This is a genomic window from Photobacterium sp. SKA34 (genome assembly GCF_000153325.1).
Taxonomy (GTDB): domain Bacteria; phylum Pseudomonadota; class Gammaproteobacteria; order Enterobacterales; family Vibrionaceae; genus Photobacterium.
Window position 1 is genome coordinate 621184 of sequence record NZ_CH724142.1, and the last position, 19124, is coordinate 640307.

Below are 19124 nucleotides of genomic sequence, written 5' to 3' on the forward strand. Positions count from 1 at the left end.
CCAGTAGCGCTATCTATCTCAATACCATGATCTTTAGTGAGCCAAAAGAAATTCGTGCCATACGAAAAGCTTGAGCGACCATTGTAGCTATCATCAAATAGTGAGTTACCAGTGAACCATGGAACATAACCACCAAGCCAATCAATAATAGTGGGTGCAATATCTCTCTGAGATGAAGTGATCGACCTATTTTCATTGGGTATAGATTGATCGCTCGCATAGATGAGAAGTGGAATAGAATTTTTAACGAATCCGCTCGATATCGTTTTTGCCGTATGATCTGAGAGCAAAATAACTATAGTGGGCTTATCTAGCTGAGCGAGCTTCGCATCCAATTTAGGAATAAAACGTTTCAGTGCATCATCAGCGTACTTCATCACACTTCTACGCTCGTTGATTATGTTTTCGCGACCAAAAACATAATCAATGTTATCCGGTAATAAAGAACCATGGGTGGTACCCGTATTGATCGTAATAAGAAAGGGTTTACCCGTTTGGCTGAATTTATCGATTTGGTTTAAAGAAAAACGATAGATATCATCATCCATAAATCCCCATTCATTGTGCACCGCTTTGAATGGGTAATCATACTTACCGTAAGACTCTTCAAACCCTAACGTTTGTGCGAAAGCCCCAACCGATCCTCTTCCACTTCCCTGAATAAAGGCGGTTTGCCAGCCTCGCTCAGCTAAAATATGTGGTAAACATGAATAAGAAGCATTCTGTAACTGGCTATTTGCCATAAAGCCGTTTATGGGATTTGGGTAAGAACAAAATGTAGAAAACGTCCCTTGTACTGTTCGATAAGCATCGGCATACGTTGAATAAGTCGAAAAAGAACGTGATCTTAGTTGATCAAAGAATGGTGTGACATTCACAACACCTGAGTAACTTTGCATATCAAAAGCCAGCCAACTCTCAAGCAGAACGACAATGACATTGGCCGATTTAAGTGATTTAAGTTGCGCAGGAGGAGCTGTTCTTTGTGTATTTTCTAAAACCTTAAGTTGCTGCGTCGTTGGACTTTAGTGATTTTCTCTATAGGTGCAAGATCGCCTTTAAAGAGATAATAACCAATGCTATAAGGAGCATCCCAAGCAATGAACGCTTTCTCGGAATCACCAATTTTATACACACTCATAGGGCTCTGAGGTGAGTCTTTCCAGCCTCCGCGAACAATAATAAGTGTAATGACTAACCACAAAAATATAAACAGACAATTAAAATACCAACGGGCTTGTTTTCTATTGGATAGTGGCAAATATCTCCAAATGAAAAACAATGATATCAATAAACAAGTAATACCAAGCACGACTGTCCCAAAGTAATTTTTAAACGCAGTCAAAATAAGTGAAACTTCCATTCCTTGTGCGTTAAACAGTTCAAATGTGACATGCTTACTGGCTTCTTTGGCATAAATTGCATCAGAAAAAGTAGTAATAACAACCCAACAAATCGCAATGCTGAGTGAGAATCGAATTAAGTAATTGGGTGTACGTTTAAATAAATTAGCAATAATTAAACTAAGAAAAATGGGGATAGTCAGTAAAACAGCTGCGCTAGCATCAAAGTTAATACCAAAAAGCAAAGCATCGATGCCATCTTGCGAACTAAGTTCGATGGGAAGTTCAACAAAACTTAATAGCGCAAGCAACTTAGTAATAAAGATCGCTACTATTAAAAAGGCAAAAGATGTAATGGTATTTATGACAAGCACAAATATTTCCTGCTAAATAAATAATACTATTTAGCAAAGCAATAATTTTGCCATTGTCCACTTTATGTGCTGATTTAGGTTAAGTTGACCATCTTCATTTCTTCCATCTTTTGAAAGTTAATACAGTATTGATAATCAATTTTGTTGAATATGGGGTGAGTGTTTTTGCAAATAATAGCGATATTATTCCAAATCTTAAGTAAGCCTTAAGTTATAAAATAGATGATATAGCTATTCGCTAATTCATAAGAGCCAGTAATGCGTCAAATTTTCCAAATTAAGATGACAAGCTTCATCGTGGTGATGTCAGTTTACTTCACCCTATGCTTTAACTATCCGATCCTCGCTAAGATTTTCGATTTAAGCCATTCCGTATCTAATGTTTTTTTTCCATATACTGCACCGATTGTATTAATGGCAGCATTTCTGATTATCTTCACGGTGTTATGTTGGCCATACCTGTTTAAGCCAGTAATGATTTTCTTAACCATTACTTCATCGATGGCACTTTATGCAGAGGTGAATTATCACACCTTATTTAATAATGCCGTAATTGAAAGTATTTTCGAAACACGTTCAGATGAAGCGCTGTCTTATATCAATGCCGATTCCATTATCTACATCATCGTATTTGGTATTGTGCCAAGTATTTGGATTGCGATGGTAAAAATTACCAAGCGAGAGTCTTTTATTAAAGATATCGTTGCCCGTGTCGCGTTAATCGGTATCGCTTGTACAGCTATTTTGCTGGTAGGTTTAACGACATTTAAAACCTATGCAGCTGTGGGTAGAAATAACCATTTCTTAAATCGTATGATCATTCCAGGTCATGTGTATGCGGGTGGTAAGTACCTCTACAATAAGTTTATTTACAAGCCACTACCATTTAAACAGCAAGGATTGGACGCAAAACTAAGCCCAAACAAGAACCATAAACCTACTTTGTTTGTGATGATCTTAGGTGAAACTGCACGTACTTATAATTACGCCTATAACGGTTACAACAAAGACACCAATCCGTACACCAAAAGTGAAGGTATTATTTCGTTTAAAAACGTTGAATCTTGCGGTACCTATACTGCCCTTTCTGTACCTTGTATGTTCTCGAATTTAACTCGTGCTCACTACAATCAAGATCGCGCATATTCTCAAGATAATGCTGTTGATATTATTCATCGTGCTGGGGCGAAAGTTCTGTGGCTTGATAACGATGGCGGCTCGAAAGGCGTAGCCGATCGCGTTAACTATCAAGCGATCGATCCTTCACAGCATAATCAATTCTGTAATGGTACCAGTTGTTACGACAGTGTAATGCTAGATAAAGCCCAACGCTTTATTGATAATGGCGATACAAACAAATTTATGTTGCTGCATTTAATCGGTAGTCACGGGCCGACTTATTTCAAACGCTACCCTAAAGCGTTTGATAAATTTAAACCATCATGTAATCGCAGTGACATTGAAAATTGTACTGACGAAGAAATTAGGAACGTGTACGACAATACCATTTTGTATACTGATTTCGTGACAGAGCAAATGATCAAAATGCTAAAAGCCAAAGAAGATAAATATAATGTTGCTTTGTTATATATGTCAGATCATGGTGAATCTTTAGGTGAGAACGGTTTCTACCTTCATGGTGCGCCCTTCTCAATTGCGCCTAAAGAGCAAAAACACGTGCCTTGGCTACTGTGGCTACCAGAGCAATACGCTCAACAAAAAGGGATTAACAAAACATGTTTAGCCGCTAAAAAATCGCAGCCAGGACTTTCACAAGACAACTTATTCCCTAGCCTACTGAGCTTATATGGAGTGAAATCAAAAGTGATTAATCCAAAACTCGATATCACGGCAAGCTGTCGAGTCAAGTCATAACCATTCAGTAATCCCATTGATTTAATGTATACTTGTAAGGCATTACAGGTATACATTTTTATTTGAGCTCTCATTCCATGAAAATACTGATTATCGAAGATTCCTCGGCATTACGTCGTAGTTTAGCTGTGGGGTTTCATAATTTAGGATTTTCCATTGACGAAGCAGAAAATGGTAAAGAAGGGCTCACTTTAGCATTAGACAATGACTACGATATTATTATTTTAGATCTCATGCTCCCTGGTATTGACGGTATGACGATCTTAAACAAACTACGTCAAACAGGTATTGAAACACGCATTATTATTCTTTCAGCCAAAACACAAAGCCAAGATCGTATTGATGGCTTAATGCAAGGTGCTGATGATTATGTAACTAAACCTTTTTCATTTGATGAACTCCATGCTCGTGTGGTTGCAATTTCTCGTCGTTGCCAACCTGTAAGTATCGCCAATACCATTGAAATTGAAGGTTTTCTATTAGATCTTAATAATAAAACGTTATTCTATGGTAACTACGATTTGGACCTTACACCGAATGAATTTAAGATCATCGATTATCTCTTCAATCACCGAGGCCAAATCCTCACCGCTAGCATGATCAGCGATAATATTACGAATAATTTCGACTATATTTCTAAAAATACCATTGAAGTACATATCTCTTCGATGCGCAAAAAATCGAAAAATATCGAGGCTGTATTGCCAATAAAAAATAAACGCGGTTTTGGTTATTACGTAGAGAAGTAAACATGACGAATCCTCGCTCAATTAAAAAGAATTTAATTAACGCAATCAGCGCCGTATTTGGCTTCTTTATTATTATTGTTTTTACTTTTGTTGATTTCAGTGTGGATAATTGGGTACAAGAGCAATTTGAATTAGAAATCCAAAAAAAAGCAGGCCAATTCAAAACCATCAACAACATTCAAACATTTGCTGAAAAAATCAGGGATGATACAGATTACGCCTATTATCAAATATGGAAAAATGATGATGTTATCTATCGTTCTACATCACTCAATGATTACCCCAACATTAATTTACTACACAAAAAGTTACCACTAAATAGCTATCAAATCGTCGATGTCACTTTACCAGACCATGAGGTAGGTAAGGCATTTCTATACTCTTATCTCGCAAAACCTAAAGATAAAAAGCCAACTCCTATTTATTTAACCATTTATGCATCAACGACAGGGCTTGATAAGGTTACGGGTATTCTTGATATTTTACTGGTAGGTGGCTTTTTACTCTCGATGATCATTATGCGTGTAGTCGCTAAAATCATTGTAACTAAAGGGCTCGATCCTCTCGTAAACTTAAACGATCAAATAAAACTGTTTAACGAAAATAAACAACAACGACCAAATAACCTCTTTACGTTTAAAGAAAATACATCTGCCTATATTGAGATTGATTTGATCCGCAGAGAACTTAATAGCTTTCTCGAAACTAACCGAAAAATGGTCGACAACGAAAAACGGATCACCTCTGATATCGCCCATGAAATTAAAACCCCTATTGCTGAAATCATCACCCTAACCGAAGTGCATCAACGCTTTCCAGATGATGAACGTTTAGCCAAAACCTTTACCTCGGACATTCTCCAAATATCGAACCGAATGAAAGTAATAGTAGAAAACCTATTATTACTACAACGCACGTCTCATTCGCTTTCTCTTTATAAACAGCCGATTGAAATCACAACCTTATTAAGTACCATCGTTCACGATTTAAACTTTAAATATGACGACATTAAACAACGAGTAGTTTTAAATAACACACTTCAGCACCCTATTCTCGCTGATGAGTTTTGTTTAAAAACTATCATTACAAACTTATTAGATAACGCGCTATTTTACAGCGAGCCTAATACAGATATTAATATTACGATTAATGATGATACTCAGGATGTGGTATTCACTATTACCAACCCATCAACAATTAATTACTCACAGCAGGAAGTCGATAAACTGGTGCAACCGTTATTTCAACATGACGATTCACGTTCTAATAACGATCGCTATGGTTTGGGGTTATCTATCGTTGATAACATCTGCAAAATAAACGATTACGAGTTATCAATAAACCAGTTAGATCATGGGGATTTTAAAGTATTAGTAAGGATTACGAAAAAGAATTGTGATGAATTAAGTCAATCATTAAACTGAAAATAAACATGCATTAAATGCCACTTCAAATGCTTTTTAAATAATGTAGAGCACAATAAATGCATTTAAATTTGAGTTAGCCCAAAAGCTAACTCATCTATTAAGAGTTACATTAAAAATTAAACTTACTACCCTTTAATAAACTCATATTTCTTTCCTTGAGTGAAGATTGTAGGGACGATAATGGAAGTGTCCGTATATTTTACTTTCATAATTGGCATGTTCAAAAGGTACTACATAGAGATAGAATCCTTGCGGCAATTTGGCTGTTAATGCCTGATAAAACTTTGTTGAATCGAGCTGATTAGCAGATTTCATTTCAACTGCTGCAAACATGGTGAATGGGTTACCAATCAGATGCTTGCTGATTTCAATGTTATCATTAAATCCAATTGTATAGGCTTGCTTAACAGTGCCATCGATCAATGTCGTTAAACCTTCTTTTGCCTTTGTTCCCGTTGGACTAACTGATGTTAAACCATATGGCACTAACTTTTTGTTAATATCGACAGCAACAAATTTAATTCCGTGTCTTGTATCTTCTCTATTACTAACAATTTTAGCATCAAACCCCATGTCGAATAGAGTTTTAATAGCATTTTCTTGAATTGTGTTTTTAATATAACTTTCCGCATCAAACGCCGATTTAAACTTATTCTTTTCAACAGCAACTATCCAGCGAGACTGACTAGCTATGTGATCGCTCGTTGCCATACCCGCTACAGATCCCCCAACAACATCAATTAAACCTGTAAAATTTCCTGTCATAATACTTAATACACCAAAAAACTTGGATACACCACCGACGTTACGTGTTAAAGCCGTTTTCGCTTCTTCAATTTCCTCTTGAGTAAAATCTTTCAATGGAGATTGATAAGTCGTAAGACCGTACTTATAAGGTCGAGTTAATACAGTTTGAGCTGCAATGTTATAAGCCTTACTTTTATCGACCTGATATGGTGCAGGTTCAATTTTAATTGGTGGGTTTTTGACTGCACAGCCAACGAGAGCTAATGATAGCGTTCCTAATATCATTGATGATAAGCGCATGATTTCCATCCCTTCTTAATTTTATTTATATTATTTTTTCTCGCTTTTATATCGCACAAATAGATAATCGAAATTATCCTAATTCCATATATTGTCGACAATAAAAGATAAATCTTTAATTAAATCCATATTTTAATTATTCGATTAGCATTAGTTTCAATAACGGTTTTAAAGAGATTTATTGCCAGGAAGGTATCATTCTGAATTTTATAAAGCTCCTTTAACAGTGAACAATGTCAATTTATATTTTTATTAATAAAGGTATTTTTTTTAAAGAATATTCATGACTATTATATTAATGTAATAAAAAATCAACGTCAGATAAAATTACTATATTTGTTAAAAAATGGAGTATAAATCATTTAAAGTATTCGTTTTATTTCCATATAGAAATCAAGGGTAATGACCGACTCCTTCAGGCATCCCCTCATAAAAATTTCAATACGTCCTTATGTTAGATGGCTTAAGCTTGAATATCTATCGACTATACTGCACCTATCCTTATTTTTTATGTTCTTTTGATGAACTATAGGCATTAAATATAAACCAATTTATAAGGCTAACAACTCGTTCCTTGGTGATACTTTAATTGCCACCTTAAGCTAGTTTTTACCCAAATTGATGAACGTTTTGCAAGGTGATTAACTTCTCCATACTCGTCAATGACTGCCGATTTATATAGCAGCAACTTGGTTACATGTGCTAGCTCAACACACTCAAAATCTTGAGAGTGTACTTTAGAATTTGATGGAGATTCCGACTGCATCATGTCGACAATGGATTAGAAATCATAAGTACAACCAGACTTACCCACTTCAATAAAACTATGATGCAGCAAGCGATTAATTTCGGATAAGTTTTGCCTTACTTCATAATGATGAAGTGCGATTTCTTGCTCAATTAGAATATCCATTATTTCTTCTACTTTTATAAATAAACATGATTACTTTTATGCCAAAATAAAAGCATAAAACACCAATATCATAATCGATATATTATTTAAATATTTGTACATACGTATTTCTAAACAGCGCAAATAATTATTTATTTTAATAAAAAGTTAACAATTAGGGTTTACAGGAAAATAAGGATAGTGATACTCACGCTTGAGCTTTAAAGAGGATTTTATTATAAATCAGAGTGTCACATAAGAAAGATTTAATGTCTTTTTAGCAAAATATATACAATTATGGTCATGTTAGTATCGTTTTTTTACAAAAATCGAATGACTAATGAAAAAAATAACCATCGCAGATTTAAATAACTGGAAAAAATTAGGCGAAAAATTTGCATCAATAACCGCTTATGATGCGAGCTTTTCTAAAATATTTGAAGAGCAAGGCCTGCCTGTCATAATTGTCGGAGATTCACTTGGTTCAGTAATACAAGGTAAACCAACAACTTTGGATGTGAGTATTGATGAATTGGTATATCACACAAAATGCGTTAGAGCAGGAAGCCCAAATGCTTTCATTATTTCAGACCTTCCTTTCATGAGTTACCACACCCCTGATTCAGCATGTGAATCAGCAGCTAAATTAATGAAAGCAGGTGCAAATATGGTAAAGATTGAAGGCGGTAGTTGGTTAACCAGTACTGTTAAAATGCTAACTGAACGTGCAGTTCCAGTTTGTGCTCATTTAGGTTTAATGCCACAAGCCGTAAATCTATATGGCGGATATAAAGTTCAAGGTAAAACAGAAGAACAAGCTACAGAAATGCTAGAAACAGCCAAAGAGCTTCAGCGCGCAGGTGCTCAGATACTGGTACTTGAATGTATTCCTGCGAAATTAGCACGACAAATCACATTAGAATTACACATTCCAGTAATAGGGATTGGTGCAGGTAATGATACCGATGGTCAAGTTTTAGTTATGCACGATATTTTAGGTGTATCAGCCAATTATATTCCAAGATTCTCTAGAAATTTCCTCGCTGAAACCGGGTCGATTGAAGCCGCTGTGACTAAGTATATAGATGAAGTCAAACAACAAACCTTCCCAGAGGAAAAACACAGCTTTTAATGTCAATAAAATAGAACCGATTAACCAGATCGGTTTATGGTATAAAACGTTAATAAATTTGTATAACTATTTTGTGAATTGCTTGTTGCGTGGTCATGGAAAGGAGCTGCTTCAAGTGATCCAATTTATGTTCATGTTCGCCGGGCAACTGATGTTGCCCTCACCGAATAAACGGTACGTATAACAACCCTTTTGCCCCTGCTGCCAACCTGTCATGCAATTAACGGGGATATTTCGACCCAGCAAATCGACGTTCAATAATAAGAATAATGGCTTTCACGCTTTAGAATTAAAGAGGGTTTTATTATAAATCAGAACATTAAATTTATTGGTTAACACCAAGGATAACGCTAGACTTCTTTTTGGCATCACCCTTCATGATATTTCCAATATTTACTTATATAAGGTGGTTTGGGCTTGTCCAACACTTCGGATAGGTGTCGGCTTCGCGACACATACCCTTATTTGTTATATGCCAGTTTTCTTAAGCTTTAATTATGTTCTAGCTCGAAAGGCAAGCACGGTGTGCCTTGGTGATACTTGAGTTGCCAGCAAGTACAGGTAAATGCCCAAATTCAACAACGTTTAGCAAAATCACTAACTTTGCCAAATTCACTTACCAGAGCTGACTCGTACCTTAGAAGTTGAACGGAAGGTTCTAACTGAATACATTCATACCTCTGTGAATGTATGCGAGTGCTTGAGAGTTCCTCACCTTCCATCATGTCTATGATTGAGTCGAAATCATAACTCGTACCTGATTTACCGACTTCCACAAAACTAGGATGGATTAGACGCTCAATATCCGTTTTACTTTGGCGTATTTCATATTGATTTAACTCGACCTCTTGCTCAATGAGAGTATCCACTTAACCCTCAAGACCTCAAAAGCATATAACGCTCTTGTTAACTTGCTAAAAGTAGTGAGCTAAAATTGAGCGGAACAAAAGCCCGCTGTTTTTTGTCCAGTTGAACCGCTTGTTATACGTTAAATCCAAACTTGCTCTTCGGCTGACACTGTTACTTCACTTTTATCTTCGCCAGTATGTGCTGTTGAAGATGGCTCTATCATCATAAAGTGTGTATCTGGTTGCGCTTTAGGACAATGTTCAACCCCTTTGGGAACCACATATATTTCCCCCGGATTAAGAACAACATCTCCAGCTTTCATCATCAAAGTAAGCTGACCTTTAAATACTATAAAAAGTTCATCTTCATTATCGTGTTTATGCCAAACAAGTTCGCCACTTCCTTTTGCAATTTTTACCAGTTGTCCGTTGGATTCGGCTATAATTTTTGGCGTCCACTCTTCAGAAAACAGACTAAATTTTTCATTGATACTTACTTTATTCACGTAACTTACCTAAGGTATAACAGTATATTAATAAGCATTCTTATTTTTACGCTTTATTAATACAGCAAATATTCAATATTCTAATAAATAAAAACATTTATTTTCATCGCCTTAATCGCAAAAAATCACATTCAATCGATATATTTTCTTTGGTAAAAGTAATAATGGTATTTCGTCCGTCGGATTAAAAACATATACAGCAAAGCTAGCTATTTAATATCAATAAGTTAAAAGCATCTACTGAGATAATTAAGAAATTTTTCTTATTTAAAACGAAGCCTAAGCGTCAACTTTTACGCTTTTCATTATAACTGGGTAAATACACAGGTAGTCTCATTACCAGAAAACGAAAGCATTTCGTCTAAATTGGAATAGGAATAACGGAAGTACTATAGAAAGGAAATAGAGATAAGAAAAATGGAGACAAATCAGCGTTCATCTCCATATTTAGGAGTTATTGTGGCTTGTGGTTCTTAGCTAAAAACGTATCCAGTTTGTTAGCGAAGTTCTGGCGATCCGCTTGGCTTAATGGTGCAGGGCCGCCCGTTTGTACGCCACTGCTGCGCATGGTTTCCATGAAATCACGCATTTGTAAACGCTGCTTAATGGTGTCTTTAGTGTACAATTCACCGCGAGGGTTTAACGCGTGTGCGCCTTTGGTGATCAGCTCGTCAGCCAATGGGATATCTGCAGTGATAACCAAATCCCCTGCTTCGGCTTGTTGCACAATATAATTATCAGCGACATCAAAGCCTTGCTCTACTTGAATCGAACGTAAAAACGGTGAAGGTGGCGTGCGAATGTATTGGTTAGCCACCAGCGTTACGTTTACTTTTGCTCGATCAGCAGCGCGAAATAGAATCTCTTTTACGACGTTTGGACATGCATCAGCATCAACCCAAATTTTCATAGACAATCCTTTCATTTTTTCTATACGTGCCATAAAACACGTAAGCTTTATTTGTAAAAAAGCCGCCCTATCTAAAGGCGGCTTTCAATTAACTTTTTGGCTTAGCCTGTTTTATTAAGTAAAACTTAACCAATAAGACCTTTCTTCGCGATGTACTCATCGTAAGTACCGTGGAAGTCTTCTACGCCATCTTTAGTGATCTCAAGAATACGTGTTGCAACGGATGTTACAAACTGGCGATCGTGAGATACGAACATTAATGTACCTTTGAAGTTCTCTAACGCAAGGTTAAGTGCTTCAATAGATTCCATGTCCATGTGGTTTGTTGGTTCATCCATAAGTAGGATGTTAGGACGTTGCATGATTAACTTACCAAACAACATACGACCTTGCTCACCACCAGAAATAACTTTTACAGATTTCTTAATGTCGTTTTGTGAGAACAGCATACGACCTAGGATACCACGAACAGTTTGCTCGTCGTCACCTGGATTTTTCCACTGGCTCATCCATTCTAATAAGTTAAGATCTTCTGCGAAATCAGTACCGTGGTCCTGTGCGTAGAAACCAATGTTATTGTTTTCAGACCACTTAACCATACCCGCCATTGGCTCCATTTGACCCGCTAGCGTGTTTAGAAGTGTTGATTTACCAATACCGTTCTCACCGATAATCGCGATGCGCTCACCTACTTCTACTAGTAAGTTAACACCGTTGATTAGGATATTTTCGCCGTAACCTTGTTTTAGGTTTTCAACTTCTAATGCGTTACGGAACAGTTCTTTTTCCTGATCGAAACGAATAAATGGTGTTTGACGGCTAGACGCTTTCACTTCTGTTAATTGAATTTTATCCAATTGCTTTTGACGAGAAGTTGCTTGTTTCGCTTTAGATGCGTTAGCAGAGAAGCGGCTTACGAACGTTTGTAGTTCAGCCATCTGTGCTTTCTTCTTCGCATTATCGGCATGTAACTGCTCACGTGATTGCTCTGCAGCCATCATGTATTCGTCGTAGTTACCAGGGAATAGACGAAGCTCACCGTAATCTAAGTCAGCCATGTGTGTACATACGCTGTTTAGGAAGTGACGGTCGTGCGAGATAATGATCATAGTGCAGTTACGCGCTAGTAGGATCTGCTCAAGCCATGCAATGGTGTGAATGTCCAAGTTGTTCGTTGGTTCGTCAAGTAGCATGATGTCTGGGTTAGCAAACAATACCTGAGCAAGAAGCACACGAACTTTAAGACCTGGTGCAACAGCACTCATTAGACCAAAGTGTTGATCTTCAGTAATACCAAGACCAAGAAGAAGTTCACCTGCACGCGCTTCTGCTGAGTAGCCGTCCATTTCTGCAAACTCTACTTCTAGATCAGCTACACGCATGCCGTCTTCTTCAGACATATCAGGCATAGCATAAATACGATCGCGCTCTTCTTTTACAACCCATAGCTCTTTGTGACCCATGATCACAGTGTCTACAACGCTGTAGTTTTCGAATGCAAATTGATCCTGACCTAATTTAGCCATACGCTCATTAGGATCAAGTGAAACAGTACCTGCAGACTGCTCTAGCTCGCCACCCAAGATTTTCATGAATGTCGATTTACCACAACCATTCGCGCCGATTAGGCCGTAACGGTTGCCGCCACCAAATTTTACTGAGATGTTTTCAAACAATGGCTTATCGCCGAACTGCATTGTGATATTAGCTGTTGAAATCAATGTACTGTTCCAAAATTTATGAATATATCAAGCATTAAAAAAGCCGCTTACTACAAGCGACTTTTCTCTAAATTGGCGCGGAGTATAACAGATTTAGTGACTTACATCACCTTTAAATTAACAACAAAATTGTAACTAGTAATATTGCTCATGACTGCCCTCTTTTTCTTATTTTCATACTTACCTTATTTTAATTAAGTATTTATTTACATTGCGTTAATAAGATTTGAAAAAAGAATAATGAAATATGAAGTTATGTTTTTGTGTGATGATTATGTTTGTTCAAGGCGTATAGTAATTTTCAAACATTAGGTTAATAAATAGAGAGTTATTATGAATATCCATTCTTTCGGTAACTGGCTACCAAAAAGCAAAGCACATATTAATGCTTGGATCCAACACTTAAAAGCACACACAGAGCAACATCCAGCAGAGCTTGTTCAACCTATCCAAGAGTTTAAAGATTTGGTTAATAATGATGACAGCCTAAAAGAACTCGCTGAACGTATGTTTAGCTATGCGGGTAATCAAAAAGAATTAACGCCACTAGGTACACCAGAAGTCATGAGTTTTGATGAATTTCTTGTGCTATTAAACGCAATTATGACGCAGGCGCCTGAATGTACTGAATATACCGACCCTAAAACGGGTGAGCTAAACCCTTGTGGTTTAATTGGCTTTCCTATTAATGCGTTATTAGATTGGCCAATGGCAACTCCCGCTGGCTATACTTTCTTCTCAAATGCATTAGTAAATCAGCAAATTAAGAAAATATTAACTTACTGGTCTTCTTTCCTTGCAAGTTCTGATTCTCGCTATGTATTAGTAAACGATGATCTTAATCGCACACCGAAAGTATTAGGCTGGTTAAATCCAACTGCGCAACGTGAAATGGTCGGTGTCGCTTGCCAAGCCACTTCTGATCCAGCACTAAAAGCATTACCGTTTGAGCACTTTTTCCAATGTGATCCTGATGATAAGTATTATGGCTTTACATCATGGGATGACTTTTTCACTCGTGAGTTCGTAAAAGGTGTTCGTCCAATTGCTGAAGGTGATGACATTATTGCTAATGCATGTGAATCAGCACCGTTGCAAGTTGCAGAAAACCTAGCTGAATCATCTGAATTCTGGCTAAAAGGTCAACCTTATTCACTACAGAATATGATGGATTTTGATCCACTCGCGAAGCAATTCGTGGGCGGTACAATTTATCAAGCATTCTTAAGTGCATTAAGTTATCACCGTTGGAATAGTCCTGTTTCAGGGACAGTGAAAAAAGCCTTCATTGTTAACGGGTCATATTACTTAGGTAATAAATACCAAGGTTTTGGAAATCCAGAAGGGGCTGATGACAGTGCGCCGAATAACTCTCAACCTTTCTTATCCGCAGTTGCAACTCGAGCAGTGATCTTTATTGAATCAGATAATCAAAGATTGGTTTAATGTGTTTTATTGCTGTGGGTATGGCAGAAGTATCGTCTTGCGAAATTACAGTGAAAGAAGGTCAACACTTAGATAAAGGTGATGAATTAGGCATGTTCCACTTTGGTGGTTCAACGCATTGCCTTGTATTTGGTCCGGATGTGAAGTTAGCGTTTGACTTCCACAATACAATACCTGGCTTAGATGCAACCAATATTCCTGTTTGTTCACGTATTGCAACCGTATTATCTGATAAATAATACCAAAACTTAAATTAGCTGATCACTAAAAACAACAACGCCTTATTACGATATTACTCCGTAATAAGGCGTTTTTTATTGCTTAAATAACAGTATATTCATAACCGATACTGAGTAACCAAGATTAACGACGGTTACGACCACCGCTACGGCTATTACTGCGACCACGAGAGGAACGTTCTTTGTAAGCTGAAGCCGCTTTCGCTTGTGATGCTAAGATTGATTCAACCGTTAGCTCCATTGGCTCTTTGGGCACAATGCCATCCGCAAAGGTACGCATACGTGGTGGAATTTCTAATTCAGCGGCTGTTGCACGTGGCATACGCTTAAAACGTGATAGGTAGAAAGCTTCTAGTTTCTCTCTCGCCCACTCTGTTTTCTTCAAGTACTTCACACTACTCGCAATAGACGGTTTAGTATTGAAACAGTTAAAGCGCATTGCCGTATCTAAAATTTCCCAACCGTAGTGATCGACTAATTCGGTTAGCATTTTTTCAAGGCTCAAGCCATGAAGCGGATTATTTTGTAAAAGTCGCTGCTCTAGCGTTAATTCTTTTTCTTTTTTTGCTGGTTGAGCAGATTGCTGTTGTTCTTGCATTACCATTCCTAACAGATATTGGCGAATTCTCGTTTTATTATACTTCTAATCGTCATTTAACAGGAATAAAAGTAAATGTTTTATATTTTTGCGCTTAATAAATATTCACATTGAGAATACCAACCGCATAAGATACCCTCCCCCAATAAACATTCGTATCGCTTACATATTTGAAATAAATCTTGGAGTCAACAATGAGCATGGATATTTGGCTAACCTTTTTATGTGCATCTATTTTGTTATCTCTTATCCCTGGTGCAGGGGCAATCTCTACGATGTCGAATACCATTAGGCATGGTTTTAAATCGACGTTAATTAACAACCTTGGCTTAAAAACAGGCAATCTTATCAATATTATTATTGTTGGTGCGGGACTTGGGGCACTGCTTGCAGAGTCTGAAGCCGCATTTAGTGTCATAAAATGGGTTGGGGTTATTTATCTTATCTATCTTGGCTATCAAAAGTTCCGCGAAGCAGGTGAAATAAGCCTTAATCAAGGCAACAATGTCAGTACCTCTTATGTAAAACTTTTTAGTAAAGCTATTATTGTTAATATCACTAACCCCAAAAGTATTATGTTCTTGGTCGCCTTACTTCCTCAATTTCTTACAGCAAGTGGTTCCCATTGGTATCAACTCGCAGTATTAGGGTCAACAATGATAATCGTAGATTTATTGATAATGATTGGTTATTCATTGTTGGCAACACGTTTAATGCGCGTAGTAAAAAATGCCCGTCATATGAAGCTGCAAAATCAAATTTTTGGAACGTTGTTTATTGGTGCTGGTGCATTATTAGGCTTAAGTAGCCATTAGAACTCTTAAATTAAAAGCGGGCTTAAAGCTCGCTTTTACTCAGCTGATATATTCTATAAATCAATTAATAAAGCCTCCCTTTAAAGAAAAAACATTTTTTGGAACTATTGTTTAATTATTGTTCCTCGGCTTTGAATCAATATCATATATTAAATATATAGTTATTCTTGTCTCTATAAAAAACAATTCTTCCTGCTATATTTTTATCGCTTGACCCAACTATTAAATTAGATTCTTTTATTTATGGGCACTCTCGCCGATAAGGATATTACATGCCTGCATTAGATGTGCTTTATCAAGAACAGCCAAAACAAATTTCTGCATTCTTATATAGAAGTACTTTTGGTACAGTTTCTGAAGATATAACTTTTATTGAACAAGCTGGCGTTACACGTTGGTTTGAAGAACAATATGAATTATCACCAAGTCTTCATTTACCAATTGTTCAAAGCGTAACAAAACAACTTAATCTCAAAAAAACTAATTCACAAGTTCGTATTGGTACATGGCTTCAACACGCTATTACTGCACCTGATCAACTTCGCCAACGCATGGCTTACGCGTTAAGCCAGCATTTTGTGGTTTCTTCAGTCGGTGTTGGTGGCCGCCATGAAGATCTTTCAGGCTATTACGACCTATTAGTCACTCACGCATTAGGTAACTATCGTGATCTGCTTAAAGCCGTGACGTTAAACCCAATTATGGGTCGGTATTTAACGTTACGAGGAAGTCGTAAGGAGAACCTAGAAGATAACACCTTCCCTGATGAAAATTATGCGCGTGAAGTCATGCAGTTGTTTACTATTGGTTTGTGGGAAATCACCGAGAAAGGGAAACCCAAATTAGATGACACGGGCAACCCCATCGCAACCTACAATCAAGATGATGTAGAAAACATGGCGCGTGCACTAACGGGTTGGAATGGTGGTGACTTATATCAACCAATGCAAGCACAAGAGCAATTTCATGATACAGATGAAAAATACATACTTGGACACTCATTGCCTGCAGGGCAAACTGCAGAGCAAGATTTAGATAGTGTTGTCGATATACTCTTTCATCACAAAAACACACCGGCTTTTTTTGCTATCGCGATGATTAAACGATTTGTCATGAGTAATCCTCGCTCAGGTTATATAAAGCGTGTTTCAAATGCCTTTAAAGATAATGGTCACGGTGTTCGCGGTGATTTAAAAGCAACCTTATTTGCAGTGTTAACCGATCCAGATGTTACCAAACAACTAGCTGATACAGGCAACCAAGGTAAACAATCACGTAAATATCATTTTGGTTTAATCACCGAACCTCTTATTGTGGCGACCAACCTAGCAAGAGCATTGAAGATGAAACCTGCCGGTGATTATTGGAATAATTGGATCCATGCATTAGATGATTTTGGCCAAGCACCATTATCCGCTGATACTGTTTTTAATTTTTACATGCCTGATGATGCTCCTCGCGGTCTGATTGAAGATCATGGTTTAACTTCACCAGAAGCAAGCTTGCTCACTACCCATCAAATGCGGATGATCCACAATCAAGTCTACACCTTGATCAAAAGCTACCGTTCAAACAAGCCTAATCGTTGGACTTATGATGCTGTTACATTAATGGAATTACATACGTCGCCAGAAGCTTATGTGGAATACGTAGATAAAGAGTTAATGGGCGGTATTATGTCGTCAAAGGTGCGCCAAAGAATGCTAACTATTTTTGATTCAATCGGGGTTGAAGATGGTCTTCATCGAGTTGAGTCGACCTTGTACGCAGCTTTCACTGCGCCAGAGTTTTTCACTCAGGAGGCTTTAAAATGAAAATAACTCGCCGTCAATTTATCCAATCTTCAGCCGCATTATCAGCGACATCAACAATGAGCCTCTCAGGGATCGCACAGGCAAAAACTCAGCCTCATGATGATTATAAAGCCCTCGTAGTTATCTTTTTATCAGGCGGAAATGATGCTTTTAATATGGTTGTGCCAGCTGACGGATCTGAATACGAGCAATACATCTCAATTAGGCCGAAACTAGGACTCAAAGAAGATGAGATGTTGCCACTTAACATTAAAACGGACAATCATACTCCGCTTGCTCTTCACTCTTCATTAGCAGAACTTGTTCCGCTATTTGATCAGAACCAAGCAACTGTTATCGTCAATAGTGGGCAATTGTTAATGCCAACAAACCGCTCTTCGATCAAATCTGGTGAGGCGCAGTTACCTTCATTTCTCATGGCGCATAATTTCCAGAGAATGATGTGGCAAACCGGCGCGGAAAATACTCAAAACCCATTAGGCTGGGCCGGGCGTTTATTTGATATTTTAGCCACTAAAAGTGAAATATCCCCCCTATTCGCAATAGATAAGCCGCAACGTTTAACAACCGCTAAAGTTCAACAGCAAACCGTTATAAGTCGAAAAGGTGTTGGAGATTATAGTGGCTGGCGTGATGATATTAATGTAGATAGTTATTTCGAACACTTTAACCAAGACTATACAAATATATTTTCACAGCATTTCGCAAACACAATGAAATCAAGTGTCAGTGAAAATGAAACACTAAAAGCTATCTTGAATAATCATCCAGAACCATCAAGTTACCCAGATACTAAATTAGGTGAAAGACTAAAAATGGTTAGCCGCTTAATTGATGCTCGTTCAGACTTTGGGCATCAACGACAAGTATTTTTCGTTAGCCTAGGCGGTTTTGATACCCATTCAAATCAAAAAGAGACTCATAAAGCCTTATTTACTGAACTAAGCCAAGCAATGGCAGCATTTCAAACCGACATCAATAATAAAAACTTAGCGCCGCAGATAACCACTATGACAATGTCTGATTTTGGTCGTAGAATTCCTGCCAATAGCTCGGGTACAGATCATGGCTGGGGCGGACACCAACTTGTATTTGGTGGTGCCATTAAAGGAATGCAGGCATATGGGAAATGGCCAGATCTTAACCCTGGTAGTGAAAGAGACTTCAATAATGGACGTATGATCCCTGAAATCGCCGCCGATCAAGTTAACGCATCAGTATGTCGCTGGATGGGGCTAAATGATAGTCAGCTTTTATCATTATTCCCAAATTTAGCTAATTTTGAATCACCAATTATTGACTTCATATAAGTTCCTCGCCCAGGCTCAATGAGTTTGGGCGTTTTCTTCATCTTTTATAAATACTAATTTAATTTGATAAACCCATGT

At 37.4% G+C, this 19124-nt stretch carries 16 protein-coding genes and 2 pseudogenes; 9 read left to right on the top strand and 9 right to left on the bottom strand.

Annotated elements, in window-relative coordinates; all coding sequences use genetic code 11:
* A partial coding sequence (locus SKA34_RS22600; RefSeq protein ID WP_006645759.1) for an LTA synthase family protein occupies window positions 1–899 on the bottom strand: 899 nt, incomplete at its 3' end.
* Window positions 900–994: 95 nt separating this feature from the next.
* The gene (locus SKA34_RS22605; RefSeq protein ID WP_006645760.1) at window positions 995–1717 is read right to left on the bottom strand and encodes a hypothetical protein; all 723 of its coding nucleotides are present in this window, start codon (window positions 1715–1717) and stop codon (window positions 995–997) included.
* Window positions 1718–1975: 258 nt separating this feature from the next.
* On the opposite strand from SKA34_RS22605, the gene SKA34_RS11800 reads away from it, so the two are divergent.
* The 3 genes from SKA34_RS11800 to SKA34_RS11810 all read left to right on the top strand — a co-directional run bounded on the left by SKA34_RS11800 (window position 1976) and on the right by SKA34_RS11810 (window position 5765).
* A complete protein-coding gene (locus SKA34_RS11800; protein WP_006645761.1) occupies window positions 1976–3592 on the top strand; it encodes a phosphoethanolamine transferase in 1617 nt (538 codons plus the stop codon).
* Window positions 3593–3669: 77 nt separating this feature from the next.
* On the top strand, window positions 3670–4341 hold the full coding sequence (locus SKA34_RS11805) for a response regulator transcription factor (protein ID WP_006645762.1): 672 nt from the start codon (window positions 3670–3672) through the stop codon (window positions 4339–4341).
* Window positions 4342–4343: 2 nt separating this feature from the next.
* On the top strand, window positions 4344–5765 hold the full coding sequence (locus SKA34_RS11810) for a sensor histidine kinase KdpD (RefSeq protein WP_006645763.1): 1422 nt from the start codon (window positions 4344–4346) through the stop codon (window positions 5763–5765).
* A 144-nt stretch (window positions 5766–5909) separates the two neighbouring features.
* On the opposite strand, the gene SKA34_RS11815 is transcribed toward SKA34_RS11810, so the two are convergent.
* Both SKA34_RS11815 and SKA34_RS11820 read right to left on the bottom strand, forming a co-directional pair.
* On the bottom strand, window positions 5910–6815 hold the full coding sequence (locus SKA34_RS11815; protein WP_006645764.1) for a hypothetical protein: 906 nt from the start codon (window positions 6813–6815) through the stop codon (window positions 5910–5912).
* 559 nt (window positions 6816–7374) lie between these two features.
* A pseudogene (locus SKA34_RS11820) lies at window positions 7375–7728 on the bottom strand (DUF4440 domain-containing protein).
* 319 nt (window positions 7729–8047) lie between these two features.
* Between SKA34_RS11820 and panB the strand changes: the two are divergent.
* The gene (gene panB, locus SKA34_RS11825) at window positions 8048–8839 is read left to right on the top strand and encodes a 3-methyl-2-oxobutanoate hydroxymethyltransferase (RefSeq protein WP_006645766.1); all 792 of its coding nucleotides are present in this window, start codon (window positions 8048–8050) and stop codon (window positions 8837–8839) included.
* A gap of 491 nt (window positions 8840–9330) precedes the next feature.
* On the opposite strand, the pseudogene SKA34_RS23655 reads toward panB, so the two are convergent.
* From SKA34_RS23655 to SKA34_RS11845, 4 genes and pseudogenes are all read right to left on the bottom strand, one after another.
* Window positions 9331–9708 (bottom strand): annotated as a pseudogene (locus SKA34_RS23655) (DUF4440 domain-containing protein).
* 119 nt (window positions 9709–9827) lie between these two features.
* Window positions 9828–10193 (bottom strand): cupin domain-containing protein, encoded by a 366-nt coding sequence (locus SKA34_RS11835; RefSeq protein WP_006645768.1) that lies wholly within the window; start codon window positions 10191–10193, stop codon window positions 9828–9830.
* Window positions 10194–10647: 454 nt separating this feature from the next.
* Complete coding sequence (locus SKA34_RS11840; protein WP_006645769.1) at window positions 10648–11103, bottom strand: YaiI/YqxD family protein; 456 nt, start codon at window positions 11101–11103, stop codon at window positions 10648–10650.
* A gap of 125 nt (window positions 11104–11228) precedes the next feature.
* Window positions 11229–12824 (bottom strand): ABC-F family ATPase, encoded by a 1596-nt coding sequence (locus SKA34_RS11845; RefSeq protein ID WP_006645770.1) that lies wholly within the window; start codon window positions 12822–12824, stop codon window positions 11229–11231.
* Window positions 12825–13157: 333 nt separating this feature from the next.
* Between SKA34_RS11845 and SKA34_RS11850 the strand changes: the two genes are divergently transcribed.
* Window positions 13158–14270, top strand: coding sequence for a phosphatidylserine decarboxylase family protein (locus SKA34_RS11850; protein WP_006645771.1), 1113 nt, complete (start codon window positions 13158–13160; stop codon window positions 14268–14270).
* The gene (locus SKA34_RS23820) at window positions 14270–14509 is read left to right on the top strand and encodes a phosphatidylserine decarboxylase (RefSeq protein WP_006645772.1); all 240 of its coding nucleotides are present in this window, start codon (window positions 14270–14272) and stop codon (window positions 14507–14509) included. The genes SKA34_RS11850 and SKA34_RS23820 overlap by 1 nt, the downstream gene beginning before the upstream one ends.
* A gap of 124 nt (window positions 14510–14633) precedes the next feature.
* Here the strand turns inward: SKA34_RS23820 and SKA34_RS11855 are convergent, their stop codons facing one another.
* The gene (locus SKA34_RS11855; protein ID WP_006645773.1) at window positions 14634–15107 is read right to left on the bottom strand and encodes a VF530 family DNA-binding protein; all 474 of its coding nucleotides are present in this window, start codon (window positions 15105–15107) and stop codon (window positions 14634–14636) included.
* Window positions 15108–15301: 194 nt separating this feature from the next.
* Between SKA34_RS11855 and rhtB the strand changes: the two genes are divergently transcribed.
* The 3 genes from rhtB (at window position 15302) to SKA34_RS11870 (ending at window position 19046) form a co-directional block, all read left to right on the top strand.
* Entirely contained in the window at window positions 15302–15922 is a 621-nt protein-coding gene (rhtB, locus tag SKA34_RS11860; RefSeq protein ID WP_006645774.1) for a homoserine/homoserine lactone efflux protein, read from the top strand.
* Between the two features lie 272 nt (window positions 15923–16194).
* On the top strand, window positions 16195–17736 hold the full coding sequence (locus tag SKA34_RS11865) for a DUF1800 family protein (RefSeq protein WP_006645775.1): 1542 nt from the start codon (window positions 16195–16197) through the stop codon (window positions 17734–17736).
* Window positions 17733–19046 carry a DUF1501 domain-containing protein gene (locus SKA34_RS11870; protein ID WP_006645776.1) on the top strand — a complete coding sequence of 438 codons (1314 nt, stop codon included), beginning with the start codon at window positions 17733–17735 and terminating at the stop codon, window positions 19044–19046. The genes SKA34_RS11865 and SKA34_RS11870 overlap by 4 nt, the downstream gene beginning before the upstream one ends.
* Window positions 19047–19124 lie beyond the last annotated feature (78 nt).

Excerpts from the sequence above, each read along its gene's own strand:
- SKA34_RS11855 (WP_006645773.1), bottom strand. The coding sequence starts at position 15,107 with ATGCAAGAACAACAGCAATCTGCTCAACCAGCAAAAAAAGAAAAAGAA.
- SKA34_RS11870 (WP_006645776.1), top strand. The coding sequence starts at position 17,733 with ATGAAAATAACTCGCCGTCAATTTATCCAATCTTCAGCCGCATTATCA.
- SKA34_RS23820 (WP_006645772.1), top strand. The coding sequence starts at position 14,270 with ATGTGTTTTATTGCTGTGGGTATGGCAGAAGTATCGTCTTGCGAAATT.
- SKA34_RS11850 (WP_006645771.1), top strand. The coding sequence starts at position 13,158 with ATGAATATCCATTCTTTCGGTAACTGGCTACCAAAAAGCAAAGCACAT.
- SKA34_RS11815 (WP_006645764.1), bottom strand. The coding sequence starts at position 6,815 with ATGCGCTTATCATCAATGATATTAGGAACGCTATCATTAGCTCTCGTT.
- SKA34_RS11805 (WP_006645762.1), top strand. The coding sequence starts at position 3,670 with ATGAAAATACTGATTATCGAAGATTCCTCGGCATTACGTCGTAGTTTA.
- SKA34_RS11840 (WP_006645769.1), bottom strand. The coding sequence starts at position 11,103 with ATGAAAATTTGGGTTGATGCTGATGCATGTCCAAACGTCGTAAAAGAG.
- SKA34_RS11810 (WP_006645763.1), top strand. The coding sequence starts at position 4,344 with ATGACGAATCCTCGCTCAATTAAAAAGAATTTAATTAACGCAATCAGC.
- SKA34_RS11865 (WP_006645775.1), top strand. The coding sequence starts at position 16,195 with ATGCCTGCATTAGATGTGCTTTATCAAGAACAGCCAAAACAAATTTCT.
- panB (WP_006645766.1), top strand. The coding sequence starts at position 8,048 with ATGAAAAAAATAACCATCGCAGATTTAAATAACTGGAAAAAATTAGGC.
- SKA34_RS11800 (WP_006645761.1), top strand. The coding sequence starts at position 1,976 with ATGCGTCAAATTTTCCAAATTAAGATGACAAGCTTCATCGTGGTGATG.
- rhtB (WP_006645774.1), top strand. The coding sequence starts at position 15,302 with ATGAGCATGGATATTTGGCTAACCTTTTTATGTGCATCTATTTTGTTA.